We start from the raw sequence: 24,891 nt of genomic DNA, 5'->3' as shown, positions 1-24,891 counted from the left end.
AAATATTTCTGGTTTAGTTGTCTGATTTTTCTGAAAATATAGCGGGCTTTGATAAACCCCCAGTTCGTGGGGTTTTCCGCCGCTGTGCTATCGTTGCGGCATCACCCTGTAAAATATTTGAGAGAATTGCTGCATGAACGTGGCTGTCTCGCCCACAGAGCGCAGTTTGAGCTGGAGACGCATGTTACTGGTGGCGGTGCTATGCCTGCTCGCCCCGCGTGTATTTGCGCAGACGCCCAGCCTGGCGGATCACCGCGCCCAGGCGGTCACCCAAGTGGTACTCGGCATCCTCAGTTATGCCCGTTGGCCGGTGGAGCCTGCACAACTGCGCTTGTGCATCGTCGGCCCCACCCAATACACCGACGACCTTGTCAAAGGCACCACCCAGGCCACTGGCCGCCCGGTGGTGGTGCAGCGCCTGCTGGCCGATAATCCCGATATCGTCAGTGCCTGCGACGCCATTTACATCGGCAAACTCACCGCCGATGAACGCAGCCGCCTGTTCACCTCATTGATCGGCCACCCGGTGCTCAGCATCAGCGAAGGCGGCGACCAATGCACCGTGGGCAGCCTGTTCTGCCTGCGCGTGGGCGATGAGCAAGTGTCGTTCGAGGTCAACCTGGATTCCGTCGCCCGTAGCGGCGTGCGCATCCACCCCAGTGTGTTGCAACTGTCCCGACGTCGAGCGCCAGCGCCATGAGAACCGCTAAAGCGCGGCCGACCTTGCGTTCGGTCATTGGCCGTGGGCATTTGATCCTGGCACTGGTGGCCGTGACCCTGGCCAGTGTGTCGCTGACCCTGCTCGGCGTGCTGGCGCTGCGGGTGTATGCCGAACACAACCTGCACCTGATCGCGCGCTCCATCAACTACACCGTGGAAGCTGCGGTGGTGTTCGATGACAGTGCCGCCGCCACCGAAGCGTTGAGCCTGATTGCATCGACTGAAGAAGTGGCCCAGGCCGAAGTCTTCGACGCCAACGGCAAGCTGCTGGCGCAATGGGTACGGCCCGAAACCGGCATGCTCTCCAAGGTCGAGCTGGCGGTGGCGCACACCCTGCTCGAACAGCCCATCAGCCAGCCGGTCCTGCATCAGGGCCAGCCCGTCGGCAGCATTCACTTGGTCGGCCATGGCGGCAGCCTGCTGCGCTTTTTGCTCAGTGGTCTGGCCGGGATTCTGATTTGTACCGCGCTCAGCGCCTGGGTTGCGTTGTACCTGGCGCGGCGTCTGTTGCAAGGCATCACCCAACCGCTGCAAAGCCTTGCCGCCGTGGCCCACGCCGCCCGCAGCGAGCGCGATTTCGACCGCCGCGTGCCACCGGCGCAGATCGCCGAACTCGACAGCCTCGGCAGCGACTTCAACGCCTTGCTCGGTGAGATGGAAGCCTGGCAAAGCCACCTGCAAAGTGAAAATGAAACCCTCGCCCACCAAGCCAGCCACGACAGCCTCACCGGCTTGCCCAACCGCGCGTTCTTCGAAGGCCGCCTGATTCGCGCACTGCGCAGCGCCGCCAAGATCAATGAGAAAGTGGCGGTGTTGTTCCTCGACAGCGACCGCTTCAAAGACATCAACGACAACTTTGGCCACGCCGCCGGCGATGCCGTGCTGGTCGCCGTCGCCGAACGCGTGCGTGCGCAGCTGCGTGAGGATGACCTGGTGGCGCGCCTGGGCGGTGATGAATTCGCGATCCTGCTGGCGCCGCTGCACAAGGCCGAGGATGCCCAGCGCATCGCCGACAAGATCATTGCCAGCATGGACAAACCAATCCCGTTGCCCGGCAATACCCAGGTGCTGACCTCCCTCAGTATCGGCATCGCCATCTACCCCGATCATGGCGCCACTCCCGGCACCCTGCTTAATGCCGCCGACGCGGCCATGTACCAAGCCAAGCGGCTGTCCCAGGGCGGCCAGCAAACGGCGGAGGCGGAGCCTACCGCTGCCAACGTTCAACACAGGAGTTGATCCCTTGTTCTCGAAAACGCGTGTTCTGTTTATCACTTTACTGGTTGCCTTCCTGGCCCTCGGCGGCTGCCAGACGCCGCCGCCCAAAGGCCTGACCCCGGCGCAAGTCGCGGTCCTCAAACAACAAGGCTTTGAACTCACCGACGAAGGCTGGGCCTTCGGGTTATCCGGCAAAGTGCTGTTCGGCAGCGACGTCGAAAGCCTCAACAAAGCCAGCACCGACATCGTCGAACGCATCGGCAAAGCCCTGACGGGCGCCGGTATCGACCGCGTGCGCGTAGACGGCCACACCGACGCCTCGGGCAAAGAAACCTACAACCAGCAACTGTCCCTGCGCCGCGCCAAAAGCGTGGGCAAGGTGCTGACCAGCGTGGGCATGAAAGAAGAAAACATCCAACTGCGCGGCCTGGGCAGCAGCGAACCGGTGGCGTCAAACACCACCGTGGCAGGCCGCACCGAGAACCGGCGCGTGTCGATCGTCGTGATTGCCGACTAAGCACCACACTCAGTTCCAAAGTGGCAATGCGGTCAACTGTGGGAGCTGGCTTGCCTGCGATGGCGGTATATCAGCAGTAGATAAGCTGCCTGACCCACCGCCATCGCAGGCAAGCCAGCTCCCACACTTTTTTGTCCGATCGTTCCCACGCTCCGCGTGGGAATGCATCCTGTGACGCTCCGCGTCACGACTCAAGAGCAGACGCAGAGCGTCCAAGGCGGCATTCGATCTGCGATCTAGCGTTTAGCCCGTTGGCGTCATTGCTTGTGTCAGGTCATCCACCACGGCTTTGCCCATCTCACACAGGTAATGCGCGGCCCATGCGTATTGCTCTACACCCACACTCATGACGAATCTTGATGGCTAAGCTGATGAGGTTTCGCTTTTTCGCAAGTGGTGGGCTTAGTTAAATGGGCGCTCTAACTAACCACCTTAAAGAATCTCGATGATCATAAAAGGCAGTAATTTCAGCCAAGAGGTGTGCAGCCATGCAACAGCCTTGGTTGATGAACTACAAGGCACACCCACTCAACTTCCGGACAAGAAGCCGATGTCTATCAGTAATGCTGAGGTACTCGCTCTGATTTATTCCGGGGCGGATGTAACAGTTGATTCGTCTATGTTCTCGGCGTTGCAGCGCGACAGTCAGGCAATAGCGGCTCGAGATTCGAAGCGCCGCGTAACGTTCTGGAATGCAGCGATGATTGATCAGTCAGAACGGTTAGCGCTGTCGAAAAATGCACCCATGGCTGTGCATTTCGATTTTTCTTGAGTGTTGTCTCGATACCTAGAATGAGCAAGTTATCAGACATGGCCTGCTAGACATTTGAAGTGTTTTTATCTCAAAAAGAAAAAGCCGAGCCCCATGGACAACTCCGATATCGCGATCACGCTGGTCTTGATCTCTGCCTTCATGCACGCCACCTGGAATGCTGTAGTCCGCGCCGGTAGCAGTCGTTTCATGACCTTGGCCATGGTTGATGGTACCGCTCTGGTGATCTGTCTGCTGGCCTTGCCATTTGTCAGAGTGCCGAGCCTGGAGGTTGGGGGCTATATCCTCGTCTCCGTGATGCTCAATACGGTCTATCGGCTATTCCTTATCAAGGCGTATGAAACGGGTGACTTTGGCCAGGTTTATCCCGTGATGCGTGGGGTACCGCCCGTATTGGTCGCGCTGTTTTCCTTCTTTCTGCTGCATGAGCAGTTGTCACTCCAGGCTTTGACCGGAGTGTTGCTGATTTGTGTGGGGATTATCAGCCTGACCTTTGTGCGCAGGATGACGGCGCAGATGTTCAAACCGATCCTGATGGCGGTGTGCGCCGGCGTGTTTATTGCGTCTTACACGGTGGTGGATGCCAAAGGTGTAAGAGCGAGTGAGACGGTAATGCAGTACATCATCTACCTGACAGTGTTCCAGAGTATTCCGATCCCTGTGCTGGCGTATTCCAAAGAGCGTTCAGCCTTGGCTCAAGCAATACGTGGGCATTGGCGAGTAGGCCTGTTAGGCGGTGTTTTTTACCTGGCGTCTTACGGATTGGTGTTGTTTGCGTTATCGCTGGATGCGGTCGCCAAGGTCTCAGCGCTGCGGGAAACCAGTGTTATTATCGGCGCCATTATTGCCGCGCTGTTCTTTCATGAACGGTTCGGTTGGCGACGGATGCTGTCGGCATTCGTCATTGTTTGCGGGATCATCTTGATCAAAGTGAGCACCTGATGGCCCAGCGTCCGCCTCCCACACCCATGCTTCAGGCGTTCGTCAGCGCAGCGCAAACGGGTAGTTTTGCGCGTGCTGCCTCTGAGCTCAACCTCACCGCCAGTGCCATCAGTCATCAAATTGCGGGCCTTGAGGAGTGGTGGGGCGTGCTGTTGTTTGAGCGGCACTCGCGCGGTGTGAAGCTGACGGCAGCGGGGCAGGCCTTATTGCCGGTAACCGACGGATTTTTCAAGGCGCTGGACGGGGTGCTGCATTCGCTCAACCCCGGTAAATCCCAGCCGTTGTACCTCTCATGCACCTCTTCCCTCTGTTCGACGTGGCTGATTCCCAGAATGCACGGCTCTCACACTGAGGCCTCGTTCAACATTGACCTGGTGTTGACCAGCGCTGACATGAGCGGCGCCAGCCTGGAGGCTCATCAATACGATGTCGCGGTGGTGATGGGGTACGGCGACTACCCGGATCATCATGTTGAACTGCTGATGCGCGACGCGGTGTTCCCCGTTTGTTCGCCGGAGTTTCTGCGGTTGAAGGGTGATATTGCACAGGAAGATGTCGCCCGGTACCCGCTGATCCATCGGGTGGACGATCAGGTGTGTCCGGGGTGGGAAAGCTGGTTTGCATTTCAGGGGCTGGCGGCGCCGCCTTATCACCATGGGCCGCGATTTCCGGATTCGAGCCAGGCGATCAGTCTGGCGGTGAAGGGCACAGGGATTGCGCTGGGCAGAACTGCGTTGGTGTACGACCAATTGGAAGGCGGCACATTGGTTGCGCTGAATAGCCCAGTGATGATGTCGCCAGCGGCCTATTACATAATTTGCCGAAACGGACGACAGTCGGAGCCCGATATCGCTCGGTTAATTGTTTGGCTCAAGAGCACCGCGGGTGAGTTTTTGCGGGAAGTGCGGGCTCGGCATCCGCAAATAGCTGGGGCTGGTGCGGTTTAGAAGTGGAAGGAGCAAGCTTCCTCCCACATTCCGATCGTTCCCACGCTCCGCGTGGGAATGCATCCTGTGACGCTCCGCGTCACGACTTCAAGAGCAGACGCAGAGCGTCCAGGGCGGCATTCCCACGCAGAGCGTGGGAACGATCTGCGATCTAGCCTTTAGCTCGTAGGCGTCATCGCTTGCGTCAGGTCATCCACCACGGCTTTGCCCATCTCACACAGGTAGTGTGCGGCCCAGGCGTATTGTTCGCCGCGTACATCCATGGCGGCTTCCATGGCGAGTTTCTTGGAGTAAAACAGCAGGGTGGAGGCGTGTTCCAGGGCTTGCTCGATGGGCATGCCGGAGTTGACGCGGAACAGCGGTTTTTGGTTTTCGCCGTAGTCGCCGAAGGTGACGACGCCAAGGGTGGTGATGGATGAAAGGGGTGGATCGGGGACGATTTTGCTCATGATGATTGCTCTCTGCTGAAGTAGAGCCGCCACATCACATCGCTAAACATGAAGAGGGTGGCAGCTGTGTGCAGGTTAGCGATCCGGGCCAGAGCGCATCCCGGGTAGACTCGAAAGTCTCCCGCACACAGCCGCCATAAAACGCTAAAAGCTGACGAGAGCCAGCTGATACTGTTGGGGGCAGTGTCACGCCTGAAACCCGGATCGCTAAACCCGATCGCTGATGAGCAGCGAAGTCAGGAGGCTAGTGACCCAAACGGTAAGGCGCAATAGGGTAGAGAGTCTCTAGGAAACGTCCTGCAAATTAAAGCGAATCGTCGCTGATGGCCCTTTAATCCGCGAACCTCATCTCCCGCGTTTCCCCCATCAACAACCCCGCGTTCTGCTCCGTCACTTCCCTGATGTAATCCCACAACAGCGTAATCCGCTTCAGCTTCCGCAAATCCTCCCGGCAATACATCCAAAACTGCCGCGTTATCGCAATCTGCTCGCCCAGCACCGGCAACAACCGTGGATCCTGCGCCGCCAGAAAGCACGGCAAAATAGCCATCGACCGGCCCTGCTGCGCCGCCACGTACTGCGCGATCACGCTGGTACTGCGCAAACTCGCGCTGGCGCCGGGCACCACGTTTGCCAGGTACAACAGCTCCGAACTGAACGCCAGATCATCCACATAGCTGATAAATGGATGCTCGGCCAAATCTGCCGGTTTGCGGATCGGCGGGTGTTGGTCGAGGTAGTCCTGGGTCGCGTACAGCTGCAGCTTGTAGTCGCACAGTTTGCAGCACACATACGGCCCGTGTTCCGGGCGTTCCAGGGCGATCACTATGTCGGCTTCGCGCTTGGACAGGCTGATGAAGTGGGGCAGGGGCAAAATATCCACCGAGATTGCCGGGTAAGTGTCGACAAAGTGGCTGAGCTGCGGCGTGACAAAAAAGCTGCCGAAACCTTCGGTGCAGCCCATGCGCACATGCCCGGACAGCGCCACGCCAGAGCCGGACACCTGCTCGCAGGCCATGTGCAGCGTGCTTTCGATGGACTCCGCATACCCCAGCAAACGCTGGCCTTCGGTGGTGAGCACGAAGCCGTTGGTCCGGGATTTTTCGAACAGCAATGTGCCGAGCGACACTTCCAACGAACTGATGCGCCGCGACACGGTGGTGTAGTCCACCGCCAGGCGCTTGGCGGCGACGCTGGCCTTGCGGGTGCGGGCCACTTCGAGGAAAAACTTCAGGTCATCCCAGTTCAGGGAGCCTAGCGACGTGATGTTTTTTTGCATATTGGACCGGCTTTTATGTGCGTTCTTATTAGAGATTTGCACATCTATACTCCAAAAACAGTCCGAACGCCTCATTCTTCAAGGCGATAGGGGTGTGCTCTCAATAGATGGCGGATCGCGTTGGAGCTGTGATTGTGTCAGGCAAGGCGCGGGACGAAGAGGATGCTTCTGCCTCTTCAAGTCCCGCAACGCAGACTGGCGCGATCACAGCTCCAACCCGCAGGGCCAAGTCCCAAATGAAAGTGTTAGGGATGAACCGGATTTACGCTGGGACGCAGGCGCGACCGTCAGCTATTGAGAGCACACCCCAGGCCTTGGTTCTCTGCACAAATATAAGATTTGGAGACCACATGAACGCTTCTGCCGATATTTCCGTGCAACAGGTCAAGTTGCTGATCAAGGGTGAATGGGTCGAATCCAAGACCACCCACTGGCAAGACATCGTCAACCCGGCCACTCAAGAGGTGCTGGCCAAAGTCCCTTTCGCCACCGCCGATGAAGTCAACGCCGCCATCGACGCCGCGCATCAAGCTTTTCAAACCTGGAAGCTCACGCCGATCGGCGCACGCATGCGCATCATGCTCAAGCTGCAAGCCTTGATCCGCGAACATTCCAAGCGCATCGCCGTAGTCCTGAGCGCCGAGCAGGGTAAGACCATTGCCGACGCCGAAGGCGATATTTTCCGTGGCCTGGAAGTGGTTGAACACGCGTGCTCCATCGGCACCTTGCAGATGGGCGAATTCGCTGAAAACGTCGCCGGTGGCGTCGACACCTACACCCTGCGTCAGCCCATCGGCGTATGCGCAGGCATCACTCCGTTCAACTTCCCGGCGATGATTCCACTGTGGATGTTCCCGATGGCGATTGCCTGCGGTAACACTTTCGTGCTCAAACCGTCCGAACAAGACCCTCTGTCGACGATGCTGCTGGTAGAACTGGCGCTGGAAGCCGGTGTGCCGGCCGGCGTGCTCAACGTGGTGCACGGCGGCAAGGATGTGGTGGATGCGCTGTGCACCCATAAAGATATCAAGGCAGTTTCTTTCGTCGGTTCGACCGCCGTTGGTACCCACGTGTACGACCTGGCCGGCAAACACGGTAAGCGCGTGCAGTCGATGATGGGCGCCAAGAACCACGCCGTGGTGCTGCCGGACGCCAACCGCGAACACACCTTGAATGCGCTGGTCGGTGCCGGTTTCGGCGCGGCAGGCCAGCGTTGCATGGCCACCTCGGTGGTGGTGCTGGTGGGCGCGGCCAAGCAGTGGCTGCCGGATTTGAAAGCGCTGGCGCAAAAACTCAAGGTTAACGCTGGCAGTGAAGCGGGCACGGATGTCGGCCCGGTGATCTCCAAACGCGCCAAGGCGCGCATTCTGGAACTGATCGAAAGCGGCGTGAAAGAAGGCGCCAAGCTGGAGCTGGACGGCCGCGACATCAAGGTGCCGGGCTTCGAACACGGCAACTTCGTCGGCCCGACCCTGTTCTCGGGCGTGACCACTGACATGCAGATCTACACCCAGGAAATCTTCGGCCCGGTGCTGGTGGTGCTGGAAGTCGCCACGCTGGATGAGGCCATCGCGCTGGTCAACGCCAACCCGTTCGGCAACGGCACTGGCCTGTTCACCCAAAGCGGTGCGGCCGCGCGTAAGTTCCAGAGCGAAATCGATGTAGGCCAGGTCGGTATCAACATCCCGATTCCGGTGCCAGTGCCGTTCTTCAGCTTCACCGGTTCGCGCGGTTCCAAGCTCGGCGACCTCGGCCCGTACGGCAAGCAAGTGGTGCAGTTCTACACCCAGACCAAAACCGTCACCAGCCGCTGGTTCGACGACGACACGGTCAACGATGGCGTCAACACCACCATCAACCTGCGCTGATTTGGGGAGACGACCATGAAGATTGCATTTATCGGCTTGGGCAACATGGGCGCGCCCATGGCCCGCAACCTGATCAAGGCTGGCCATGCGCTGAACCTGTTTGATTTGAACCAGACAGTGCTCAAGGAGTTGGCCGAACTGGGCGGCACCATCAGCGACTCGCCGCGTGATGCGGCCAGCGGCGCGGAGCTGGTGATTACCATGCTGCCGGCCGCTGCCCATGTGCGTAGCGTGTGGCTGAATGACGATGGCGTGCTTGCTGGCATCGGCAAAGGCGTGCCGGCGGTGGATTGCAGCACCATCGACCCGCAAACCATTCGCGATGTGTCTGCCGCGGCGGCAAAACAAGGCGTGGTGGTGGCCGACGCACCCGTCTCCGGCGGCACGGGTGGCGCGCAAGCCGGGACGCTGACCTTCATGGTCGGCGCTACCCCGGAACTGTTCGCCACCCTGCAACCGGTGCTGGCGCAGATGGGCCGCAATATCGTGCATTGTGGCGATGTCGGCACCGGCCAGATCGCCAAGATCTGCAACAACCTGTTGCTCGGCATCAGCATGGTCGGCGTCAGCGAGGCCATGGCCCTGGGCGATGCGCTGGGCATCGACACGCAAGTGCTGGCCGGGATTATCAACAGCTCCACCGGGCGCTGCTGGAGTTCTGACACCTACAACCCGTGGCCGGGTGTGATTGAAACTGCGCCGTCGTCCCGTGGCTATACCGGTGGTTTCGGCGCCGACCTGATGCTCAAGGACCTGGGGCTGGCTACCGAAGCCGCACGCCAGGCCAAGCAACCGGTGATCCTCGGCGCCGTGGCCCAGCAGTTGTATCAATCAATGAGTCAGCGTGGGGAAGGGGGTAAAGACTTCTCGGCGATCATCAACAGCTATCGCAAACCCAAGTAGGGGCGTTTCCGAGAGCCCGCGTCGGGCGGGCTCTCGGGTTTTTGCCGGTTACCACAGTGGCTTTTCGTAGCTGACGATCAAGCGTGTTTCGTCTATATCGCTTTCAAAGTTGGAGCGCATCATTGCGTTGCGTAAGCGGACTTTGACGTTTTTCAGGGTCGGATTCTGGAAGGCATAGCTCACATCGATATCCCGTTCCCACTCACGCCCGTCCGAACGGCCCGGCCCTCGGTCGACGTTGCTGCCCGATGCATAGCGCGTGAACATGGAAAGGCCGGGAACGCCCAGCGCGGTGAAGTCGTAGTCGTAGCGTACTTGCCAGGATTTTTCATCCTTATTGGCGAAGTCGCTGTACTGCAGAAAATTCACCAGTGTGGGATAGCTTCCTCTTACAGCTGCGTGGCCTGTGTTGCCTGACATGGTTTGGTAGGCCCCACCCAATTTATGCGCCCCCCATGCGTAGGTCAGCATCGCACCCACTGCGGTGTTGTCGATGTTGGTTTGGCCGTTATCGAGAGAGCGCGTGTAACGCAATTCACTTTTCAGGCTTTGGTCCTCGGCAACTGCATAGGTATGTTGAAGGCTGCCCGCGTGCTGGGTGTAGAGGTTGTCCAGCGTGCTGTAGTAGTAGCTGGCGGTGAGTTGTTTGTTGACGGCGTAACTACCGCCTGCAAAGTCGAATGCATTCGATTGATTCTTCCCACGAACCACGATATTCCTGCGTGCGCCGGTGGCGACCGCCAACGCTTCATAGTTGGTTGAGTCGACCTGGTTGACGTGGGTAATTCTGCCCACGTCCAGCGTCAGGTCTTTGAGTTCCTGGGAGCGCAGGTGCGCGCCCTTGAAAAGCTGCGGCTGCAAGCGGCCGACGTTTTTTTCCAGTATCGGTAGCGCTGGTGGGGCCAGCGCACCGATTTTCAGCGTCGTTTGGGAAGCCCTGAATTTTGCCGTAAAAGCGGCTTCGCCATAGCTGTCTTCGGCTTTGCCGGATTGACGCACCGGCAATAAGCCGGAGCGGGTTCGGTCTGCACTTGAATCAAGCTTGAAGCCCGCCATGGCGAGGACATCGACGCCAACACCCACGGTGCCTTCGGTGTACCCGGACTCAATTTGCAACGCGAAACCTTGTGCCCATTCTTCGCGCTTGGACTGCGTGGCATTGGGCTCACGGTAGTCACGGTTGAAGTAAAAGTTCTTCAGCTCAAGCTTGCCGGTGCTGTCACTGATGAAGTCAGCGAGGGCAGAGGGTGCGAGAAAAACACAGATGTTTAACACACATACTTTGGTCAGGACGTTCAATTGGGCAGCCTGCGTGAGTGGGAAGACTCATCGCAGGGTGCTTTAAAGGGGCCGGACTCACGCTAGGGAAAAACTGAAGCAGGCCAAGGATTTATCTGATGCTGCTTATGCAAACACAAAATACTTACGCACGGTCTCGACCACTTCCCACGTGCCCTTCATACCGGGTTCCACCACAAAGATATCCCCAGCCCGCAAGTGAATCGGCTCCAGGCCTTCTGGTGTGATCACGCAGTAGCCTTCCTGGAAGTGGCAATATTCCCACTTTACGTATTCCACGTACCACTTGCCCGGCGTGCAGATCCAGGTGCCCATGATCTTGCTGCCGTCTTCGCTGGTGTAGGCGTTGAGGTTGACGGTGTGCGGGTCGCCCTCGAGCTTTTCCCATTTGCAGGCATCCAGGACAGGTAGCGGGTGGGTGTCACGCAGTACGGTGATGGGCTTGGACATGATGGCTCCGAGGCAGGGAAGGGAAAGATGAACCCTAAGGCCTTGGGCGTTGTGTCAGTGGTCTGAACTCGACATCGGGATGCCCAGAAGCGCAGCCGAATGCGATCTCTCAGACACTGTGCAGTCCATGTGGGAGCGGGCTTGCCCGCGATAGCGGAGTGTCAGGTACTGGAGATGCAGCTGTGCCGCCGTCATCGCGGGCAAGCCCGGCTCCCACAGGGAAAGGAGGCGCTCTTGAGTGATAGGTTTGTGCGGTAAAGCGCTATTCCCCCGCAGTAACTGCGAAAAATTTCCCGTGTTGCGCAGGAATTAGCAAGAAAATGCACGGCTGGCCCTCGTATCATTCACCCAAGAACGAGTGAGAGCCTTGCAATGAACCCTATAAAAACGTGGTGGGATATCAGCCCACCCTTGAGCACGGCGACGCCGACCTGGCCGGGCGATACGCCGTTCCAGGAAGAGCGCGTGTGGCAGTTTGGCCCGGAGTGCCCGGTGAATGTGGGGCGCGTGACGTTTTCGCCGCACACCGGTGCCCATGTGGACGCGCCGCTGCATTACAGCGCCGACGGTGCGCCGATCGGCGAGGTGTCGCTGGATGTGTACATGGGCCCGTGCCGGGTGTTGCATTGCCTGGGCAGCGGCGCGCTGGTGCAGCCGCATCAGTTGCAAGGGCGTGTGGATAACTTGCCTGAGCGTGTGCTACTGCGCACTTATCCACAAGCACCGCTGACCGAGTGGGACTCGAACTTCACCGCCATCGCACCACAAACCATTGAGCTGCTCGCCAGCCTGGGCGTGCGTCTGATCGGTATCGACACACCGTCCCTGGACCCGCAACAGTCCAAGACCATGGATTCGCACAACGCCGTGGCCCGCCATGGCATGGCGATTCTCGAAGGCATCGTGCTTGATGATGTACCGGAGGGCGACTATGAGTTGATCGCGCTGCCGTTGCGTTTTGCCAACCTGGACGCCAGCCCCGTCCGTGCCATTCTCCGCCCGCTCAAGGAGCCCACGCGATGAGCCAGTGTCCCTTTTCACCTGATTACCAGCCGCCGGAAGAATGGCATAACGCCGAACTGAATTTTTCCGAGTCCATGAGCTACGGCGACTACCTGGACCTGGGCAAAGTCCTCAGCGCCCAGCACCCGCTGTCGCCCGATCACAACGAAATGCTCTTTATCATCCAGCACCAGACTTCAGAGCTGTGGATGAAACTGATGCTCCACGAACTCAAGGCCGCCCGCGAGCACGTGCGCCTGGGCGAGTTGCCGCCGGCATTCAAGATGCTGGCGCGAGTGTCACGGATCTTCGATCAACTGGTGCATGCCTGGGCCGTGCTGGCGACCATGACGCCGTCGGAGTACAAGGCGATTCGCCCGTTTCTGGGGCAGTCGTCGGGGTTCCAGTCGTTCCAGTACCGTGAGATCGAATTTATCCTTGGCAATAAAAGCGCAGCGCTGTTGCGGCCGCACGCGCATCGGCCAGAATTGTTGAACGAGTTGAAAGTGGCGATTGCCACGCCGTCGCTGTACGACGAGGCGATTAATCTGATGGTTAAAGCCGGGTTGGCGATTGACCCCAAGCGCGCCGAACGCGACCCGACGGCGGCCACGGTTCACGATGAGTCCGTGGAGGCGGCGTGGCGCGAGGTGTATCGCGACCCGAGTCGGTATTGGGATTTGTATCAGTTGGCCGAGAAGTTTATCGACCTGGAAGACTCATTCCGCCAGTGGCGCTTTCGGCATGTGACCACGGTGGAGCGCATCATTGGCTTCCAGCCCGGCACCGGTGGCACGGAAGGCGTGGGTTATTTGCGCAAGATGCTCGACACCGTGCTGTTCCCCGAACTGTGGCGAGTGCGTTCCACGCTCTAAACAAAAAGCCCCGGAATCCCGGGGCTGATCGTTCCCACGCTCTGCGTGGGAATGCCGCTTTGGACGCTCTGCGTCCGCTTCATGTGGGAGCTGGCTTGCCTGCGATAGCGGTCTGTCAGCCAGCTCATCCACTGACTGACCCACCGCCATCGCGGGCAAGCCCGGCTCCCACAGGGATCACCGTGCGTTCACTACCGCGTTGCTTTTTCTAATCCGCAACCGATAAGCAATGTAGATAATCCCCACCCAAACCGGCATCGCATACACCGAGTTGTTAATCCCCGGAATCGCCAGCATCACGCTGATGATCATCACCATGAACGCCAGGCACAGGTAGTTGCTGAACGGGAACCAGAAGGTCTTGAACGACGGCGTCACGCCTTGCTCGCCCATGGCCTTGCGGAACTTGATGTGGGTGAGGCTGATCAGTGCCCAGTTGATCATCAGCGAGGCAACCACCAGCGCAAACAGCAGTTCCAGCGCACTGTGCGGCGCGACGTAGTTGACCACCACGCACAGCATCGTCACCAGCGCCGAAATGGCCAGGGCGCGAATCGGCACGCCTTGTTTGTTGAGTTTCATCAGCGCTTTGGGCGCATCGCCTTGCTCGGCCAGGCCGAACAGCATGCGGCTGTTGCAGTACACGCCGCTGTTGTACACCGACAGCGCCGCGGTCAGCACCACGAAGTTGAGGATGTGTGCGGCGGTGTCGTTACCGATCAGCGAGAAGATCTGTACAAACGGGCTGCCGCTGTAGGCATCGCCCGACGCGCCGAGTGTTTGCAGCAGTTGGTCCCACGGGTACAGCGACAGCAGCACGGTCAGCGCGCCGACGTAGAAAATCAGGATGCGGTAGACCACCTGGTTGATCGCCTTGGGGATCACTTTGCGCGGCTCGCTGGCCTCGGCTGCGGTGATACCCACCAGCTCCAGGCCGCCGAACGAGAACATGATGAACGCCATCGACATCAACAGCCCCATGCCGCCATTGGGGAAGAACCCGCCGTGGCTCCACAGGTTGCTCACCGAGGCTTGCGGGCCACCGGTGCCGCTGAACAGCAGGTAACAACCGAGCACGATCATGCCGACAATCGCCACCACCTTGATGATCGCGAACCAGAACTCGGCTTCACCGAAGAACTTCACGTTGAGGGTGTTGATCAGGTTGACCGCGACAAAGAACACCAGCGCGCTGACCCAGGTCGGAATCTCCGGCCACCAGAACTGGATGTATTTGCCCACGGCTGTCAGTTCGGCCATGCCCACCAGCACGTAGAGCACCCAGTAGTTCCAGCCCGCGAGGAAACCTGCGTAACCGCCCCAGTATTTGTGGGCGAAGTGGCTGAAGGAGCCGGCCACCGGCTCTTCGACGATCATCTCGCCAAGCTGGCGCATGATCAGGAACGCGATGAAACCGGCAATCGCGTAGCCCAGGATCATGGACGGCCCCGCCGACTTGAGCACCCCGGCCGAGCCAAGGAACAACCCTGTGCCAATCGCCCCTCCCAAGGCGATCAGCTGAATGTGCCGGTTCTTCAGGCCACGCTTGAGGCCCACCGGGTTAACCATGTCATCCGCCATTAACATTCCCTTCTACTTGTTTTTCTTGAGGGTGAGTGCACGCCGCATCAGCCCCTCAGAACTGCTGAGGGTCAGATATTACTCTGCGTAAACTTTTCGTAATACAGCTGAACGCCATCAAGTGTCTGATCCGCCAGCCATTGTTGGATGGATTCGACCATTGGAGGGGGGCCGCATACGTACATATCGGCCGAACTGTCCCGCAATTCGGCCAGGTCGAAATGTTCGGTGAGGTAACCGCGTTTGCCAGGCCACTCGGGTGACGGGTCGCTGAGCACTTCGGTGTAGCGAAAGCCGGGGATTGTCGAGGTGTAGGCTTCGATGCGTTGTGCTTCGCACAAGTCCTCGGCCCCGCGCACGCCGTAATACAAGTGGACCGGCTGGTTGCAGCCGTTGGCAGCCAGCTCATCGAGCATACCCAGCAAGGCCGACAAGCCAGTGCCGCCGGCCACCAGTATCAGCGGCCGGGTGACATGCCTGAGGTAGAAGGCACCCAATGGCGCCTCCATCAGCACTTGATCACCGACCTGGCAGCGCTCGCGCAGGTAGTTGCTCATGACACCATCGGGCAGCAGGCGCACCAGAAACTGCAGTTGATTACCCGGCCGGTTGGCGAAGGAGTACGAACGCCAACTGTCGGTGCCGGGCACCGCCAGGCGGGCGTATTGGCCGGGCAGGAAGTCCAGCGGGTTGTCCAGGGTCACCTGCAAAATCGCGGTGCTGGCCGACACCTGCTGCACTTCGCTGACCTTGCCGCGCACGTGTACCGGCCCCGGCGCGTTGCACAGGCTTGAATCAAAATCGAAGTAGAACGTAGCGTCGGACTGCACCCGCGTCTGGCAACTGAGCATCTTGCGTTGCTTGAGGTCGAGGCTGGAGAGGGCTTCGTCGTCGACATAATCCTGGGTGTAATCGCCGGACTCGCAACGACCCTGGCAGGTGCCGCACACGCCTTCGCGGCAATCGAGCGGGATCTTGATGCCGTTGCGCAATGCCGCATCCAGCAGGATTTCATTCGCGCCTACCGGGAAAAACAGGGTCTTGCCGTCGGCAAAACTGAAGGCCACTTTGTGATTCATCCGCATAACTCCGCGTATCTGATTTTTGTGGCTGACCCGTGAGCTTTTGTGGCGACCGGGCTTGTTGTGGCGAGCGGGCTTGCCCCGCGTTGGGCTGCGAAGCAGCCCCAATAAAGTCACCGCATTTATCCAGTCAAACCGCAGTGCCTGAATTAGGGCCGCTTCGCGCCCCAACGCGGGGCAAGCCCGCTCGCCACAGGACGGTGCTTGTCACAAAAGTTCTCTGCTACAAGTGATAGAAATCCAGCACCGAGTTGATGGTGTCGTTGAGCAACAGTGCGTGCTTGCGGGTGATCAGCCAGCTGTCGCCATCCGGCTTGAGGTGGTAAGTGGCAGGCCCGTAAAACTGCTCTGAGGTGGCCAGGCGATAGAACAGCGTGTGCCAGTTCAGCTTCACCTCCAGCGTGCCGTCTGCCTGCTCGGCGATCCGCACGTTATTGATCAAGTGCAAGGTGCGCGGCATCGGCGTGGCCGACGCGGCCTTGCCGGTGCGCAAACGGAACACGCGGTCTTCCAGGCCCGAACGGTTGGCGTAGTAGATCAGCGACATTTCGCGTTTGGGGTCGCGGGTGTACACGTGCTCCGAGTCCCATTGCGGCAAGTGAAACTCGCTCTGCGGGTCGAACAGCTGCACATAGGCGTCCCAGTCCTGGGCGTCGCACAGTTCGGATTTGCGATAGAAAAATTGCTCGATCCGGTACTGCAATTGGGCATCCATCACTTCACCTCCCGCAGTGTCAGCGCTTGCTGGTCCAGGCCTTTGAGCAGAAATTGCTGCCAGTTACGGTGCTGGTTCACATACAGGCCTTCGTGGGTGAATTCGGTGCCGGTCATGGCCGGTTGAATGCCGATGGCTTTGCTGTTCGGCGTAGGGCCGGTTTCCCAGCGATGGCTGCCCCGTGAGATATCGCTCCAGCGCTCCAGGCGGCCCTGGAAACCGCGCTGGGCTTCGCGAAACTCCACCAGATCATCCGGCGTGCCCATGCCCGATACGTTGAAGAAATCCTCAAACTGGCGAATGCGGTTTTCGCGGTCGGCATCCGACTCGTTTTTCACGCCCAGGCACTGGCTGATGATCTCCGTCTTGTTCCACGCCACCGGGCGGATGATGCGCAGCTGCGAGCTGATCTGGTCGAGAAAGAACAGGCTCGGGTAGATGTTCAGGTTGCGCAGGCGGTGCATCATCCACTCGGCTTTCTGCTGGCCGTGTTCTTCCACCAGGCGCGGCATGATGGTGGCGTAGCCCGAGCGCACGCTGGGGTTGGGCATGTCGCTGAACAGCACGCTGTGGCCGTTGTTGAAGGCGAACCAGCCGTCATCGGTATTCGCGTCGCCGGCGCCGAGTTTGCTGTAGTCCAGTGTGCTGGCGGACGCGCTGCCGTTTTCGGTATTCACCTGCTGACGATGCTGCACCGTGGCCACGTAGTTGTAGTGCACGGTGCTGACGTGATAACCGTCCAGGCCGTTTTCGTTTTGCAGTTTCCAGTTGCCGTCGTAGGTGTAGGCGGATTTGCCCGGCAACACTTCCAGCTCACCGGTGGCCGACTGCGCGACCATCATGTCGAAGAACACTTTGGCGTCACCGAGGAAGTCTTCCAGGCTGTCGGTGCCTTGCACGTTGAGGCTGATGAACACAAAGCCCTTGTAGCTTTCGATACGGGCTTTTTTCAGGCCGCGTGTGGCTTTGTCGAAACCTTCCGGGTACTCGCCCGGCGCCTTGACCTTCACCAGCCGGCCGTCGCTCTTGTAGCACCAGGCGTGGAACGGGCAGGTAAAGGTCGATTGGTTGCCCTTGCCGACGCGGGTCAGTGTGGTGCCACGATGCTGGCAGGCGTTGATCAGCGCATTGAGTTGGCCTTCGCCGTCGCGGGTGATGATCATCGGCTGGCGCCCGGCGCGCATGGTCACGAAGTCGTGGTTATTGGCCAGTTCGCTTTCGTGGCAGGCGTAGATCCAGTTTTTTTCGAAGATCAGTTCCATCTCCAGGTCGAACAGTTCGGGCTCGGTGAACATGTCGCGGGCGATGCGAAACACTTCATCCACCGGCCGAAAGTCCAGGCAACCTTCGATAAACGTTTTCCACTGCTCGACGCTTCTTGCACCACTCATGGGAGGCACCTTTTTAGATAGGGGCTAATCGGTGGGGTATTAGAGGCAGTGGGGCAGGGCGCGGGCTATCCGCTTAATGGGTGAAGGCAGGCCGCAAAATTGGGCAGCAAATACCCAGTTCAGTGCGCCCAGGTGACGCCATGCGCTACTGTCATACCAAGGGAAGGTCGCAAATGCCTGCGGCTTATCCACATAGTCGACGCTTGCTATCCACCCGGTTGCATTCAGGCGGGCGTGGCGTAGAACTTGCTGTCGATTGCCAACGACGCGCCGCCAGAGCGCGCAACCGCCTAACCGCCGTGGGTGCCCCTGATGAGTAGCCATACACGCGAAATCCATATTCAACGCTTCGACCTGGAGGGCGCCTGCAGCTGGATGTCCGGCATCTGCGGGCCGCACCGCCTGGCGACAAGCACGCCCGAGCGCCTGCGTTTTCACCACAGCGCCAATGTGTTCAAGTCCCGCGCCACCACCTTGGGCGTGATCGAGTACGGCACCGATGTGACCATTGATATCGAAGACGCCGAGCACTTCAGCAGCTACAGCCTGAGCCTGCCGTTGGTGGGCGAGCAGGAATTGAGCAAGAACGGCGAGCGCCTGAGTTCCAACCGTGACCAAGGCGTGATTTTGTCGCCTAACGAGCATCAGGTGCTGGCGATTTCCGGTGATTGTCGCAAGTTGCAGGTGGTGATTACGCGGGCGGCGATGAGTGAGTCGCTGGAAGGGTTGCTGCAACGGCCGATTGAAGCGCCACTGCGGTTTGAGTCGGTGATGGATGCGGTGGACGGTGCTTCGGCATCGTGGTGGCGCATGGCGCGCTACTTTATTGCGGAGCTTGAGTGCAGCAGCGAGTTGTATGAGCAGGCGGCGTTTACGCGGGATCTGGAAAGCTCGTTGATCAAGGGTTTGATCCTGGCCCAGCCGAACAACTATTCAGAAGAATTGCGCGACGTGCTCGGCGTGAAGCTGCCGCATTACCTGATTCGGGCGCGGCAATACATCCACGACAACGCCCGCGAGGCGATCCATTTGGAAGACCTGGAAGCGGCTGCGGGTGTGTCGCGGTTCAAGCTGTTCGATGCGTTTCGTAAATACTTTGCGCTGTCGCCGATGGCGTATTTGAAGAAGTACCGACTGGGTGTCGTGCGCCAGGAAATCCTCGAGCATGGTTCAATTCGCACCATCTCCGAGATCGCGCTGGGCTGGGGCTTTACCCACTTGGGTCGGTTTTCGGCGGAGTACCGCAAACTCTTCGATGAATCCCCCAGCCAAACCCTGCAGCGCAAACGCCTGCGCAGTCTCTGAACTGTATGAAGATCAAACTGTGGGAGCAGGCAAGCCAGCTCCCACAGGGGAATTGCGGTGTTTGGAGGGTTTCAGATCAACTCTTCAACCAACTGCAAACAATGACTCAGCCCTGGCGACTGATCATTCACTCGCCTGCTCAGGATAATCGGCGAGGTCGCAGTGGCTTCCACAATCGGCGTGTAGCCGATATCCGCCCGGTGCAACACCTGCACCGAGGCCGGCACCAGCGTCACGCCCATTCCCGCGCCCACCAGCCCGATGGCCGTCTGCAACTCGTTGGTCCACTGCACCACCTTGAGGCTCAAGCCATGGGCGTCGAACAGCGCGATCACATGGTCGGCATAGCTGGGGCGCGGGTTGCCGGGGTAGAGCACAAACGGCTCTGCGGCCAATTGCGCGAGGGTGGCGGGCGCGCCCAGCAGCGAGTGGCCGGCGGGCAATACGGCCACCAGTCGATCTTCCACCAGCACGCGCTGGACGATGGCCGGGTCGTCGATGCGAATGCGCCCGAAACCCACATCAATGCGCCCGGCCTTGAGCGCCTCGACTTGCTGCAGGGTGGTCATCTCCGACAAGCCCAATTCCAGCTCCAGCGCCTCATGGTTGCGCAGCCGCCGTATCAACTCCGGCAGCACGCCATACAGGGTCGATGGCGCAAAGCCGATGCCCAGCCAGGTCTTTTCGCCCTGGCCGATGCGCCGCGTGGTATCGCAAACCTTGGCCAGTTGTTCCAGCAGCACATTGGCGTGCTCATAGAAAAATCGCCCGGCTTCGGTCAGCCGCAACGGGCGGCCGCGTTCCAGCAACATCACGCCCAGTTCATCTTCCAGTTGCTGGATCTGCCGGCTCAATGGCGGCTGGGCGATGTGCAGGCGTTCGGCTGCGCGGGTGAAGTTGAGGGTTTCACCCAGCACCTGGAAATAGCGAAGATGACGCAGTTCCATGACGGTTCCTTTTATACCTTGAGGGTATCGTGCGAGACCCATTCTATATTGGAAGCCTTTAAAGATACGGCACAGAATCGGCTCAAATCTATAAAGAACCCAACGGGTATAGCCATGCCGATTTGCGCCATCGAGTCGATCGAGACCATCATCGTCGACCTTCCCACCATTCGCCCGCACAAGTTGGCGATGCACACCATGCAAAACCAGACGTTGGTGATCATCCGCCTGCGCTGCGCCGACGGCATTGAAGGCATCGGTGAGTCCACCACCATCGGCGGTTTGAGCTACGGCAACGAAAGCCCGGACAGCATCAAGGTCAACATCGACCGTCACTTCGCGCCGCTGCTGATTGGCCAGGACGCGAGCAATATCAACGCGGCCATGTTGCGCCTGGAGCGCAGCATTCGCGGTAATACCTTTGCCAAATCCGGCATCGAAAGCGCCTTGCTCGATGCACTGGGCAAACGCCTGAACCTGCCGGTGAGCGAACTGCTCGGCGGGCGTGTACGTGACGCCTTGCCGGTGGCCTGGACCTTGGCCAGCGGCAACACCGAACAGGACATCGCCGAGGCCGAAAAGATGCTCGACCTGCGCCGTCATCGCCTCTTCAAGTTGAAGATCGGCGCTGGAGAGGTCAATCGCGACCTGGCCCATGTGATCGCGATCAAAAAAGCCCTGGGCGAGCGTGCCAGTGTGCGTGTCGACGTCAACCAGGCCTGGGACGAAGCCGTGGCCCTGCGCGCCTGCAAGGTGCTGGGCGATAACGGCATTGACCTGATCGAGCAGCCGATTTCGCGCAATAACCGTGGCGGCATGGCCCGGCTCAACCTGTCGAGCCCGGCGCCGATCATGGCCGATGAATCCATTGAATGTGTCGAAGACGCCTTCAACCTGGCCCGCGAAGGCGCGGCTTCGGTGTTCGCGCTCAAGATAGCCAAAAACGGCGGCCCACGGGCGGTGTTGCGCACCGCCGCGATTGCCGAGGCGGCGGGCATCGGCTTGTACGGCGGCACCATGCTCGAAGGCGGCATCGGCACAATGGCGTCGGCGCATGCCTTTCTCACGCTGAACACGCTGGCGTGGGGCACCGAACTGTTCGGCCCACTGCTGCTCACCGAAGACATCCTCACCGAGCCGCCGGTGTACCGCGATTTCGAGCTGCATGTCTCCACCGCACCGGGCCTGGGCCTGGCCATTGATGAAGAACGCTTGGCGTTCTTGCGTCGTGACAAACACTAAGAGGCGCCTGCCATGTTGTTCCACGTAAAAATGACCGTGAACCTGCCGCTGGACATGAACCCCGAGCGCGCCGCCACCCTCAAGGCCGAGGAGAAAGCCCTGGCGCAGCGCCTGCAACAGGAGGGCAAATGGCGCCACTTGTGGCGAATCGCCGGGCATTACGCCAACTACAGCGTATTCGACGTCGACAGCGTGCAAGACCTGCACGACCTGCTGATGCAACTGCCGCTTTTCCCCTACATGGCCATCGAAGTGAACGCCCTGTGCCGCCACCCTTCGTCGATCCATGAGGACGACCGTTGAGCCTGCTTTGCACCCAATAATTACAAGATGAGGATTGCACCATGTCCATCCGACTGTCCCAGACTGCCCATGCCCAGGCGTTTCTCGAAGAAGCCAGCGGCAACCATAACGACGGCGGCAACCCGCGCACCAAGGCGCTGATCTACCGGATCCTGCGCGATACGGTAAACATCATCGAAGACCTGGAAGTGACCCCGGAAGAGTTCTGGAAGGCGGTCAATTACCTCAATGAATTGGGTAAAAATCAGGAGGCGGGTTTGCTGGCTGCCGGCTTGGGCCTGGAGCATTACCTGGACTTGCTGATGGACGCTGCGGACGAAGAGGCCGGCAAATCCGGCGGTACGCCACGCACCATCGAAGGCCCGCTGTACGTGGCCGGCGCGCCGCTGAGCCAATACGAAGCGCGGCTGGACGATGGCAAGGACGACGCAGTGCCGCTGTTTATGCGCGGGCAAGTGCGCGACACCGACGGCAAGCCGTTGGCGGGTGCGATTGTGGATGTGTGGCAGGCCAACACGGGTGGCACCTATTCGTGGTTTGACCCAACGCAATCGGAGTTCAACCTGCGTCGGCGCATTGAGACCGATGCCCAGGGCAACTACCGGTTCCGCAGCATCGTGCCGTCGGGCTACGGTTGCCCGCCGACCGGGCCGACTCAGCAGTTGCTCGACCAGTTGGGTCGCCACGGGCAGCGGCCGGCGCATATTCACTTCTTCATCTCGGCACCGGGGCATCGGCACCTGACCACGCAGATCAACCTGTCGGACGACCCGTACCTGCATGATGATTTTGCCTACGCGACGCGCGATGAGTTGATCGCCGAGATTCGCTTTAGTGACGATCAGCAATTGGCGCGCGAGTTTGGGGTGCAAGGGCGGTTTGCGCAGATTGATTTTGACTTTGAGTTGCAACTGGCAGACGCGCCGGTAGAGCAAAAACGCATGCAGCGCGTTCGCGCCCTCGAAGACTGATTAACCGCGGTCAAAAAAATGTGGGAGCTGGCTTGTTGTGGCGAGCAAGCTTGCTTGCGCTGGGGTGCGAAGCGCCCCCAAAAAGCCGGCTCCAGCTGCGCTGTCGTACGGGAGCAAGCTCCCTCGCCACAACAAGCCAGCTCCCACAGGTTTTGTAGTGTTGCGGTTATTTGCGCACCACCAGATCCAACACCTCATCCCGGTCCTTGATCTTCTGCAACACAATCTCCGAACGAATATCCATCACCCCGGCCGTGCGGTTCAGGTGGTTCACGATAAAGTCGGAAAAGTGCTTGAGGTTGCGCGCCTGCACACGCAACACATAGTTGCTTGCACCCGTAATCACATAGGCACTGGCCACCTCCGGCCACCCCTGCACCTTCTTGATAAACGTCTCGTGCCAGTCCTCCACATCCTGGCGCAACGACAGGTGCACGATGGCCTCAAGCTCAATCCCCAGCTGCTCGGCATTCAACACGGCGCGGTAGCCGCTGATGATTCCTTCGCTCTCCAGCAGGCGCAAACGGCGCAGGCAGGCGGAGGGCGACAGGGCGACTTTTTCCGCCAGTTCCTGGTTGCTGATGCGGCCATCCTGTTGCAAAAAATGCAGGAGGCGCAGGTCGGTGGCGTCGAGAATCATGGTTAGAATAAATCCGCGTATTTGGGGGTTAAATTCGAATTTCCTACAGCTTAATTAGCCTGTTACCCACCACTTTGCACGAAAATTCTCTAAAACTTCGTTCATTATTTGGTCCATCTTCACTTATAAAAAATCAGGACAACCCATGACCAACCGAAGCCACTGCCAAGCCCTCGATGCCCAGGACCCGCTGGCGCCACTGCGTCAGCAGTTTGCCTTGCCTGCGGGCGTGATCTACCTCGATGGCAACTCTCTGGGCGCCCGCCCGGTGGCGGCGATGGCGCGCGCCCAGCAGGTGATTGCCGAGGAGTGGGGCAATGGCTTGATTCGCAGCTGGAACAGCGCCGGTTGGGCGGATTTGTCCCAACGCCTGGGCAACCGCCTGGCGCCGCTGATCGGCGCGCGTGACGGTGAAGTGGTGATTACCGATACCACCTCGATCAACCTGTTCAAGGTGCTCAGCGCTGCCTTGAGCGTGCAGCGCCAACGCGAGCCTGCGCGCAAGGTGATTGTCAGCGAAGCGAGTAACTTTCCCACCGATTTGTACATCGCCGAAGGCCTGACCGAGTTGTTGCAACAGGGCTATTCCCTGCGGTTGGTCAACAGCCCGGACGAGCTGCCCCAAGCCATCGACCATGACGTGGCGGTGGTGATGCTTACCCACGTCAATTACAAGACCGGCTACATGTACGACATGCAGGCGCTCACCGCCTTGAGCCACGAATGTGGCGCGCTGAGCATCTGGGACCTGGCGCATTCGGCGGGCGCGGTGCCCATCGACCTGAACAAGGCCGGTGCCGATTATGCGATTGGCTGCACCTACAAATACCTGAATGGCGGGCCGGGCTCGCAGGCGTTTGTGTGGGTCAACCCGGCCTTGGTGGATGTGGTGCGCCAGCCGCTATCGGGTTGGTTTGGCCACACGCGTCAGTTCGCCATGGAAGCTCAGTACGCGCCAAGCGCCGGTATCGCGCGCTACCTGTGCGGCACACAACCGATCACGTCGTTGGCAATGGTCGAATGCGGCCTGGAGATTTTTGCCCAGACCGACATGGCCAGCCTGCGCAGCAAATCCCTGGCCTTGACCGACCTGTTTATCGCGCTGGTCGAAGCCCGTTGCGCCGCCCACGGCCTGGAGCTGATTACGCCGCGTGAGCATGCCCGGCGCGGAAGCCACGTGAGTTTCGAACACCCTGAAGGTTATGCGGTGATCCAGGCCTTGATCGCCCGTGGCGTGATCGGCGATTACCGCGAGCCGCGCATCATGCGCTTTGGGTTTACGCCGTTGTACACAAGCTTTACCGAGGTATTTGATGCTGTAGAGATTCTGGGCGAAATCCTCGATAACTCCACTTGGGACCAGCCGCAATTCAAAGTGCGCAACAGCGTCACTTAAGTACAACACGAATCAAAATGTGGGAGCTGGCTTGTTGTGGCGAGCAAGCTTGCTTGCGCTGGGGTGCGAAGCGCCCC

At 59.5% G+C, this 24,891-nt stretch carries 25 protein-coding genes and 1 pseudogene; 15 read left to right on the top strand and 11 right to left on the bottom strand.

Features of this window, described 5'->3' with window-relative positions; genetic code table 11:
• Positions 1–133: 133 nt before the first annotated feature.
• Genes GIW48_RS12875 through GIW48_RS12865 form a run of 3 tightly spaced genes read left to right on the top strand, consistent with a single transcriptional unit; the run spans position 134 to position 2,455 of the window.
• A complete protein-coding gene (locus GIW48_RS12875; protein WP_099549471.1) occupies positions 134–700 on the top strand; it encodes a YfiR family protein in 567 nt (188 codons plus the stop codon).
• A complete protein-coding gene (locus GIW48_RS12870) occupies positions 697–1,959 on the top strand; it encodes a diguanylate cyclase domain-containing protein (RefSeq protein ID WP_017137979.1) in 1,263 nt (420 codons plus the stop codon). The genes GIW48_RS12875 and GIW48_RS12870 overlap by 4 nt, the downstream gene beginning before the upstream one ends.
• Before the next feature lie 4 nt (positions 1,960–1,963).
• A complete protein-coding gene (locus tag GIW48_RS12865; RefSeq protein ID WP_017137978.1) occupies positions 1,964–2,455 on the top strand; it encodes an OmpA family protein in 492 nt (163 codons plus the stop codon).
• Between the two features lie 243 nt (positions 2,456–2,698).
• Here GIW48_RS12865 and GIW48_RS12860 read toward each other — a convergent pair.
• A pseudogene (locus GIW48_RS12860) lies at positions 2,699–2,803 on the bottom strand (DUF3077 domain-containing protein); the annotation flags it as partial.
• A gap of 97 nt (positions 2,804–2,900) precedes the next feature.
• On the opposite strand from GIW48_RS12860, the gene GIW48_RS12855 reads away from it, so the two are divergent.
• The 3 genes from GIW48_RS12855 (at position 2,901) to GIW48_RS12845 (ending at position 5,116) form a co-directional block, all read left to right on the top strand.
• Positions 2,901–3,227: a hypothetical protein gene (locus GIW48_RS12855; protein WP_017137977.1), complete on the top strand. Its 327-nt coding sequence runs from the start codon at positions 2,901–2,903 to the stop codon at positions 3,225–3,227.
• 93 nt (positions 3,228–3,320) lie between these two features.
• Entirely contained in the window at positions 3,321–4,169 is an 849-nt protein-coding gene (locus GIW48_RS12850; protein ID WP_186618043.1) for an EamA family transporter, read from the top strand.
• A complete protein-coding gene (locus GIW48_RS12845) occupies positions 4,169–5,116 on the top strand; it encodes a LysR substrate-binding domain-containing protein (protein ID WP_236460476.1) in 948 nt (315 codons plus the stop codon). Before GIW48_RS12850 ends, GIW48_RS12845 begins: the two co-directional genes overlap by 1 nt.
• 158 nt (positions 5,117–5,274) lie before the next feature.
• Here GIW48_RS12845 and GIW48_RS12840 read toward each other — a convergent pair whose 3' ends face one another.
• Positions 5,275–5,565: a DUF3077 domain-containing protein gene (locus GIW48_RS12840; RefSeq protein WP_017137974.1), complete on the bottom strand. Its 291-nt coding sequence runs from the start codon at positions 5,563–5,565 to the stop codon at positions 5,275–5,277.
• A 331-nt stretch (positions 5,566–5,896) separates the two neighbouring features.
• Positions 5,897–6,844, bottom strand: coding sequence for a LysR family transcriptional regulator (locus GIW48_RS12835; RefSeq protein ID WP_017137973.1), 948 nt, complete (start codon positions 6,842–6,844; stop codon positions 5,897–5,899).
• A gap of 350 nt (positions 6,845–7,194) precedes the next feature.
• On the opposite strand from GIW48_RS12835, the gene GIW48_RS12830 reads away from it, so the two are divergent.
• Positions 7,195–8,712, top strand: a complete 1,518-nt coding sequence (locus tag GIW48_RS12830) for a CoA-acylating methylmalonate-semialdehyde dehydrogenase (protein WP_099549421.1) — start codon at positions 7,195–7,197, stop codon at positions 8,710–8,712.
• A gap of 15 nt (positions 8,713–8,727) precedes the next feature.
• The gene (gene mmsB, locus GIW48_RS12825; protein WP_186618048.1) at positions 8,728–9,615 is read left to right on the top strand and encodes a 3-hydroxyisobutyrate dehydrogenase; all 888 of its coding nucleotides are present in this window, start codon (positions 8,728–8,730) and stop codon (positions 9,613–9,615) included.
• A 48-nt stretch (positions 9,616–9,663) separates the two neighbouring features.
• On the opposite strand, the gene GIW48_RS12820 is transcribed toward mmsB, so the two are convergent.
• Both GIW48_RS12820 and GIW48_RS12815 read right to left on the bottom strand, forming a co-directional pair.
• Positions 9,664–10,914: an OprD family porin gene (locus GIW48_RS12820; RefSeq protein WP_177034586.1), complete on the bottom strand. Its 1,251-nt coding sequence runs from the start codon at positions 10,912–10,914 to the stop codon at positions 9,664–9,666.
• Positions 10,915–11,019: 105 nt separating this feature from the next.
• A complete protein-coding gene (locus GIW48_RS12815) occupies positions 11,020–11,364 on the bottom strand; it encodes a cupin domain-containing protein (RefSeq protein ID WP_010566207.1) in 345 nt (114 codons plus the stop codon).
• A gap of 372 nt (positions 11,365–11,736) precedes the next feature.
• Here GIW48_RS12815 and kynB point away from each other — a divergent pair, with 372 nt between their 5' ends.
• The gene (gene kynB / locus GIW48_RS12810) at positions 11,737–12,387 is read left to right on the top strand and encodes an arylformamidase (RefSeq protein WP_017137969.1); all 651 of its coding nucleotides are present in this window, start codon (positions 11,737–11,739) and stop codon (positions 12,385–12,387) included.
• Positions 12,384–13,241, top strand: coding sequence for a tryptophan 2,3-dioxygenase (gene kynA / locus GIW48_RS12805; protein WP_017137968.1), 858 nt, complete (start codon positions 12,384–12,386; stop codon positions 13,239–13,241). The genes kynB and kynA overlap by 4 nt, the downstream gene beginning before the upstream one ends.
• Before the next feature lie 177 nt (positions 13,242–13,418).
• Here kynA and GIW48_RS12800 read toward each other — a convergent pair whose 3' ends face one another.
• From GIW48_RS12800 to antA, 4 genes are all read right to left on the bottom strand, one after another.
• Complete coding sequence (locus tag GIW48_RS12800) at positions 13,419–14,822, bottom strand: amino acid permease (RefSeq protein ID WP_017137967.1); 1,404 nt, start codon at positions 14,820–14,822, stop codon at positions 13,419–13,421.
• Between the two features lie 71 nt (positions 14,823–14,893).
• A complete protein-coding gene (gene antC, locus GIW48_RS12795) occupies positions 14,894–15,901 on the bottom strand; it encodes an anthranilate 1,2-dioxygenase electron transfer component AntC (RefSeq protein ID WP_170040481.1) in 1,008 nt (335 codons plus the stop codon).
• A 226-nt stretch (positions 15,902–16,127) separates the two neighbouring features.
• Positions 16,128–16,619 carry an anthranilate 1,2-dioxygenase small subunit gene (gene antB / locus GIW48_RS12790; protein ID WP_056858366.1) on the bottom strand — a complete coding sequence of 164 codons (492 nt, stop codon included), beginning with the start codon at positions 16,617–16,619 and terminating at the stop codon, positions 16,128–16,130.
• Positions 16,619–18,010 (bottom strand): anthranilate 1,2-dioxygenase large subunit, encoded by a 1,392-nt coding sequence (gene antA, locus GIW48_RS12785; RefSeq protein WP_170040483.1) that lies wholly within the window; start codon positions 18,008–18,010, stop codon positions 16,619–16,621. Before antA ends, antB begins: the two co-directional genes overlap by 1 nt.
• 312 nt (positions 18,011–18,322) lie before the next feature.
• On the opposite strand from antA, the gene GIW48_RS12780 reads away from it, so the two are divergent.
• The gene (locus tag GIW48_RS12780) at positions 18,323–19,315 is read left to right on the top strand and encodes an AraC family transcriptional regulator (protein WP_017137963.1); all 993 of its coding nucleotides are present in this window, start codon (positions 18,323–18,325) and stop codon (positions 19,313–19,315) included.
• 71 nt (positions 19,316–19,386) lie between these two features.
• Here the strand turns inward: GIW48_RS12780 and GIW48_RS12775 are convergent, their stop codons facing one another.
• Positions 19,387–20,262: a LysR family transcriptional regulator gene (locus GIW48_RS12775; RefSeq protein WP_017137962.1), complete on the bottom strand. Its 876-nt coding sequence runs from the start codon at positions 20,260–20,262 to the stop codon at positions 19,387–19,389.
• A 114-nt stretch (positions 20,263–20,376) separates the two neighbouring features.
• Between GIW48_RS12775 and GIW48_RS12770 the strand changes: the two genes are divergently transcribed.
• Genes GIW48_RS12770 through catA form a run of 3 tightly spaced genes read left to right on the top strand, consistent with a single transcriptional unit; the run spans position 20,377 to position 22,778 of the window.
• Positions 20,377–21,504: a muconate cycloisomerase family protein gene (locus GIW48_RS12770; RefSeq protein WP_236460475.1), complete on the top strand. Its 1,128-nt coding sequence runs from the start codon at positions 20,377–20,379 to the stop codon at positions 21,502–21,504.
• A gap of 12 nt (positions 21,505–21,516) precedes the next feature.
• Entirely contained in the window at positions 21,517–21,807 is a 291-nt protein-coding gene (catC, locus tag GIW48_RS12765; RefSeq protein ID WP_017137960.1) for a muconolactone Delta-isomerase, read from the top strand.
• A 41-nt stretch (positions 21,808–21,848) separates the two neighbouring features.
• Positions 21,849–22,778 (top strand): catechol 1,2-dioxygenase, encoded by a 930-nt coding sequence (catA, locus tag GIW48_RS12760; protein ID WP_170040487.1) that lies wholly within the window; start codon positions 21,849–21,851, stop codon positions 22,776–22,778.
• 166 nt (positions 22,779–22,944) lie between these two features.
• Here catA and GIW48_RS12755 read toward each other — a convergent pair whose 3' ends face one another.
• Positions 22,945–23,418 (bottom strand): Lrp/AsnC family transcriptional regulator, encoded by a 474-nt coding sequence (locus GIW48_RS12755; protein ID WP_003176072.1) that lies wholly within the window; start codon positions 23,416–23,418, stop codon positions 22,945–22,947.
• A gap of 145 nt (positions 23,419–23,563) precedes the next feature.
• Between GIW48_RS12755 and kynU the strand changes: the two genes are divergently transcribed.
• Entirely contained in the window at positions 23,564–24,814 is a 1,251-nt protein-coding gene (gene kynU, locus GIW48_RS12750; protein ID WP_177034590.1) for a kynureninase, read from the top strand.
• The last annotated feature ends 77 nt before the right edge of the window (positions 24,815–24,891 follow it).

The sequence above is a fragment of the Pseudomonas sp. PA-6-3C genome, from assembly GCF_021605825.1.
Taxonomy (GTDB): domain Bacteria; phylum Pseudomonadota; class Gammaproteobacteria; order Pseudomonadales; family Pseudomonadaceae; genus Aquipseudomonas; species Aquipseudomonas edaphica.
The sequence above is the reverse complement of the archived record's forward strand: the minus strand, read 5'-3'. Positions and strand labels throughout refer to the sequence as shown.